The following is a 3713-nucleotide window of genomic DNA, read 5'->3' on the forward strand; positions in this document are numbered from 1 at the left end:
TAGATCAGCGACGAGGCGAAGATGACCGGGATAACGCCGGCCTGGTTGACCTTCAGCGGCAGATACGTCGACGTGCCGCCGTACATGCGCCGGCCTACCATCCGCTTGGCGTATTGCACCGGGATACGGCGCTGGCCCTGCTCGACGAACACGACGCCGACAATGATGATCAGCGCCGCCACGCACACCGCGGCGAAGATCACCCCGCCGCGGCTGTCCAGGATCGACTTTCCCTCCGCGGGGATACGGGCGGCGATGCCGACGAAGATCAGCAGCGACATGCCGTTGCCGATACCGCGCTCGGTGATCAGTTCGCCCATCCACATCACCAGCCCGGCGCCCGCGGTCATCACCAGGACGATCACCACCAGGGTAAAGATGCTCTGGTCGGCCATGATGTCCAGGCTGCAGCCCTGCAGCAGGCCGCCGTTGGCCGCTAGCGCCACGATGCTGGTGGCCTGCAGGATGGCCAGCGCTATCGCCAGATAGCGGGTGTATTGGGTCATCTTGGCCTGGCCGGACTGGCCTTCCTTGCGCAGTTCTTCGAACCGCGGGATGACCACGGTGAGCAGCTGCACGATGATGCTGGCGGTGATGTAGGGCATCACTCCCACCGCGAACACGGTCAGCTGGAGCAGCGCGCCGCCAGAGAACAGGTTGATCAGCGAGTAGATCTGCGCTGCCTCGCCGCCGCTAACCTGCGCGATGCACTTCTGCACATTCGGGTAGTTGATGCCGGGCGAAGGGATCGACGCGCCCACCCGGTAGAGGATGACGATGCCCAGCGTGAACAGGATTTTCCGGCGCAGGTCGACTGTTCGCAGCGACGAGATGAAAGCCGAAAGCACTCTTCCTCCTGCGCAGCCGGGCTCTGGTCACGGCATGCCGACGGGGCTGGTCTGGCCAGCATTGGGTTAAGTCTGCGTCACGCGCCGAGCACCCGCAGGTCCCGACGTGCGGAGTCGCGCGTCAAACAGTCTACGAGAGTAACAGCGCCGGCAATGGTTGCTGGCAACCAGCGTAGAGTTTCCCGTAGTCATTATATTGGCTAATTATCGACTGGTGATTGGTCGTATGGGTCGAAGGGATGGTCGATGACGCGAATGGGCAGCGCACGGTTCGAAGGCGACACCTGGGATCTGGCGTCCAGTGTCGGGGTAACGGCAACGATGGTCGCGGCCGCACGCGCCGTCGCCACCCGATCGTCCAATCCGCTGATCAACGACCAGTTCGCCGAGCCGCTGGTGCGCGCGGTGGGCGTCGACTTCTTCACCAAAATGGCCAGCGGTGAGCTGCAGCCGCGCGATCTCGACGACGAGACGGCCAAGGGCCTGCGCCGCTTCGCGGACGCGATGGCCATCCGCACCGAGTACTTCGACGACTTCTTCTTGAACGCCACCGCGGCAGGTATCCGGCAAGCGGTGATCCTGGCGTCCGGTCTGGATTCCCGCGCCTACCGCCTGGCATGGCCAGCCGGCACGGTCGTGTTCGAAGTCGACCAGCCGCAGGTGATCGACTTCAAGACCGCAACCCTGGCCGAACTGGGCGCGCAACCGACAGCGGACCGGCGCACGGTGGCGATCGACTTGCGCAACGACTGGCCCGCTGCGCTCCAAGAGGCCGGATTCGACCCGGGGCGGCCGACCGCCTGGATCGCCGAGGGCCTGCTGGGCTACTTGACCGCCGAAGCGCAGGACCGGCTGCTCGACCGGATCACCGCGCTGAGCGCGCCCGGCAGCCGCTTCGCCACTGAAGGACTCCTCGACGTCAACAACGTGAGCGAACATGAACTGCGTCGGCGCATGCAACGCCAAGCCGAACGGTGGCGCAACCACGGCTTCGAACTCGACATGGCCGCCCTGGTGTATTTCGACGACCGAACCGACGCCGGCACCTACCTGACCAACCTGGGCTGGAAGACGGTGAGCACCAGCACGACCGAGCTGCTGGCCAAGCATGGGCTGCCGCCGATCGATGCCGACGACGCCCCCTTCGGAGAGGTGGTCTACCTCAGCGCAGAACTGGATTAACACCATGACCCGCAGCGACAGGGATAGCTGGGATCTGGCCTCCAGCGTGGGCGCGACCGCCACCATGGTCGCGGCCGCGCGGGCGCTGGCCAGCGAAGAACCTGACCCGATCATCAACGACCCGTTCGCCGCGCCGCTGGTGCGGGCGGTGGGCCTCGACTTTTTCACCCGCCTCGTCGACGGCGAGATCGCCAAGCCACATGAGCAATCCGGGCGCGATCTGCAGCTCGAGACCGATTCAATGGCGGTGCGCACCCGGTTCTTCGACGAGTTCTTCATGGCCGCGGCCGCATCCGGTATCCGCCAGTCGGTGATCTTGGCTGCGGGCTTGGACTCACGGCCGTACCGGCTCGCGTGGCCTGCCGGGAGCGTCGTCTACGAAGTCGACCAGCCGAAGGTCATCGAATTCAAGACAGCTGCACTGTCCGCCTTGGGTGCCGCCCCTGCCGCTGAACGGCGAACGGTCGGCATCGATCTGCGTGCGGACTGGCCAGCTGCTTTGCGCGGCAGTGCGTTTGACGAGACAAAGCCGACAGCGTGGAGCGCCGAGGGCTTGTTGATGTATCTGCCGCCGGAAGCACAGGACCGGCTCTTCGACGACATCGCCGCGCTGAGCGCGCCGGGCAGCAGGCTGGCCACCGAATTCCACCCAGACTCCGGCTTGACGATGTCCGAACGCGCCCAGGCGTTCAACCGCCGATGGGCCAATCTCGGCTGCGACATCGACCTGTCCGGACTGTTTTACGAAGGCCAGCGCAGCAACGTCGTGGAGTACCTGACCGACCACGGCTGGCAGGTGAGTACCCGGCTTCGGGGGGAGTTGTTCACTGACTACGGCCGAACGTTTCCCGACGACGACGAGATGGCGGCGTTCGGCAACATTGCCGCTGTCACCGCGATACGCGAATAGGAGCTACCGGATGGCACGTGCCGATAACGACAGCTGGGACTTGGCCTCCAGCGTGGGAGTCACCGCGACCATGGTCGCGGCGTCGCGGGCGATGGCTTCGCAGGGCCCTGATCCGCTGCTCGACGATCCGCTGGCTGATCCTCTGGTCCGTGCAGTGGGCCTGGAGCCGTTCGTCCGCCTGATCGACGGTGAGATCGAGATCGACGACGACCCGGTGCTGAATCGGCAGACGAGACGAGAGCGGATCGCCGTCAGGACAAGGTTTTTCGACGACTTCTTCGTCAGCGTCGGCGACGCTGGCGTGCGACAGGCCGTGATCCTGGCCTCGGGTTTGGACACCAGGGCCTACCGGCTGGCATGGCCGGCGGGCACGGTGGTCTACGAAATCGACCAGCCGGGGGTCATCGAGTTCAAGACCCGTACCCTGGCCGATATCGGCGCAACTCCGACCGCCGAGTTGCGCGTGGTGGGCATCGACCTGCGTGACGACTGGCCAACAGCCTTGCGGCAGCATGGCTTTGACGTAAGCCAGCCCACGGCGTGGAGCGCTGAAGGGCTGCTGCCCTATCTGCCGCCCGACGCGCAGGACCGGCTCTTCGACAACATCACCACGCTCAGCGCGCCCGGCAGCAGACTGGCCACCGAGCATTTCCCGGAGCGCGACGCCTTTTCGGACGAGCGGGCACAGCGTCTCACCGAACAGTGGCACCGTCTCGGACTGGACCTCGACGTGTCCGACCTGTTTTATCTCGGAGAACGCAGCATCGTCATGG

The 3713-nt window shown here is 65.3% G+C and carries 4 protein-coding genes; 3 read left to right on the forward strand and 1 reads right to left on the reverse strand.

Features of this window, described 5'->3' with window-relative positions:
* A partial coding sequence (gene secY, locus VFA16_RS14935; RefSeq protein ID WP_324968569.1) for a preprotein translocase subunit SecY occupies window positions 1–848 on the reverse strand: 848 nt, incomplete at its 3' end.
* Between the two features lie 246 nt (window positions 849–1094).
* On the opposite strand from secY, the gene VFA16_RS14940 reads away from it, so the two are divergent.
* From VFA16_RS14940 to VFA16_RS14950, 3 genes are all read left to right on the forward strand, one after another.
* Window positions 1095–2030, forward strand: a complete 936-nt coding sequence (locus tag VFA16_RS14940; RefSeq protein WP_324968570.1) for a class I SAM-dependent methyltransferase — start codon at window positions 1095–1097, stop codon at window positions 2028–2030.
* 4 nt (window positions 2031–2034) lie between these two features.
* On the forward strand, window positions 2035–2940 hold the full coding sequence (locus VFA16_RS14945) for a class I SAM-dependent methyltransferase (protein WP_324968571.1): 906 nt from the start codon (window positions 2035–2037) through the stop codon (window positions 2938–2940).
* Window positions 2941–2950: 10 nt separating this feature from the next.
* Window positions 2951–3713: class I SAM-dependent methyltransferase (locus VFA16_RS14950; protein WP_324968572.1), on the forward strand; the 763-nt coding region annotated here is incomplete at its 3' end.

This window comes from Mycobacterium sp., assembly GCF_035653355.1.
Lineage (GTDB): Bacteria > Actinomycetota > Actinomycetes > Mycobacteriales > Mycobacteriaceae > Mycobacterium.

Bases quoted from the DNA above. Each gene is read 5' to 3' on its own strand.
- VFA16_RS14940 (WP_324968570.1), top strand. From the start codon at position 1,095: ATGACGCGAATGGGCAGCGCACGGTTCGAAGGCGACACCTGGGATCTG.
- VFA16_RS14945 (WP_324968571.1), top strand. From the start codon at position 2,035: ATGACCCGCAGCGACAGGGATAGCTGGGATCTGGCCTCCAGCGTGGGC.